General features: G+C 55.0%; 1 protein-coding gene. It reads left to right on the top strand.

Features of this window, described 5'->3' with window-relative positions; translation table 11 throughout:
• Window positions 1-61: 61 nt before the first annotated feature.
• Window positions 62-1444, top strand: a complete 1383-nt coding sequence (locus tag FE848_RS18535; RefSeq protein WP_200205391.1) for an IS5 family transposase — start codon at window positions 62-64, stop codon at window positions 1442-1444.
• Window positions 1445-1468: the final 24 nt, after the last annotated feature.

The raw sequence follows: 1468 nt of genomic DNA, 5'->3' as shown, positions 1-1468 counted from the left end.
TTTCGAGTATAATATCCACCATAAATCTCCCCGTTTCGCCCAAAAACCGGAAGAAAACGCCATGATTCCACGGGATAAGCGCCAGGCACCACAACGAGATCTGCTGAAAACCTACCTTGAAGACATCCTCAATACCCGGCATGAACTGGTGCAGATGGGAAAACGCATCGACTGGTCCGCCTGTGAACAGCACTTCGGTCAGTTATACGCGGTGGAGTCCGGTCGTCCGGGGTTGCCTATTCGCTTGCATGTGGGCTTGCAACTGCTCAAGCATATGTTTGCACTCTCGGATCGTGATGTTCTGGATCGCTGGGTGGAGAATCCCTATTGGCAACACTTCTGCGGTGAAGTGATCTTTCAGCACCGGTTGCCCATGGATGAGACCACCATGATGCGGTTCCGGCATCGCATCGGTGACGATGGGGCTCGTGAGTTGCTGAAGATGAGCATTGCTCTGGGTCAGGACACAGGGGTCATTGCGCCAGAAAGCCTCAAGGTGGCGGTCATTGATACCACGGTCATGCCCAAGGCAATTGCCTACCCGAGCGATGCTCGCTTGGCAGGGCGCTGCCACCGGCAGTTGGTCGAGTTGGCCAAAGATGAAGGCATCAAGTTCCGTCAGACCTTCTGCAAGAAACTGCCCGACATGGTCTGGCAGGTAGGTCGATACGCCCATGCCCGGCAGTTCAAGCGGATGCATAGAGTGCTTCGCCAGATGCACCGGAATCTGGCCAAGGTCTGTGAGGCCATCATTGACCAGCGCACCCTGGAGGAGCGTTCCGAGCGCTTGAACCACAAGCTCCATCAAGCCTTGCGGTTGTTACAGCAATATGGCGATCGCAGCGTTAAACCCCGACTTTACAGCCTGCACGAGCCGGAAGTGGTGTGTATCGCCAAGGGTAAGGCTCGCACCCGCTATGAGTTCGGCTCCAAAGTCAGCGTAGTGACCACAGCCAAAGAAGGCTTTGTTCTGGACTGTCAGGCTCTGGCTGGCAATCCCTACGATGGCCACACCGTCGACACGGCGCTCAAACGAGTTCTCCTGCACACCAGCAAGATGCCGGAACATCTGCTGGCCGACCGTGGTTACCGGGGTAGCGAGAGCACCTACCTCTCAAACGTTCATATTACCGGCAAGCGACGAGGGCGTGGCAAGGCACACCCTGATCTACAACACCGACGAAACAGTATTGAGCCCATCATCGGCCACCTGAAAAGCGACGGCTTGATGTATCGAAACTTCCTCAAAGGGTTTGCCGGCGACAAGATACACGCGGTTCTGTGCGGCGTGGGCTTGAACTTCAGGAAGGTTCTAAGGAAGCTCGCGGAGCTTCGTTGGCCTTATGAAAATGGGCGGCATTTACGCCTGATATTGGCTATTTTATGTTCAACTCTGGCGCTGCCGAATGAATCAACTAAGACCAGTGAGTTGTTGGCTCTCTGAAAGTGGCATTTTTGCAGGGGCGAC

Source organism: Marinobacter sp. 1-3A (genome assembly GCF_016597775.1).
In the GTDB taxonomy this organism is placed as follows: domain Bacteria; phylum Pseudomonadota; class Gammaproteobacteria; order Pseudomonadales; family Oleiphilaceae; genus Marinobacter; species Marinobacter xiaoshiensis.
Note: the sequence above shows the minus strand (reverse complement) of the source record. Positions and strands in the feature narration are given on the sequence as shown.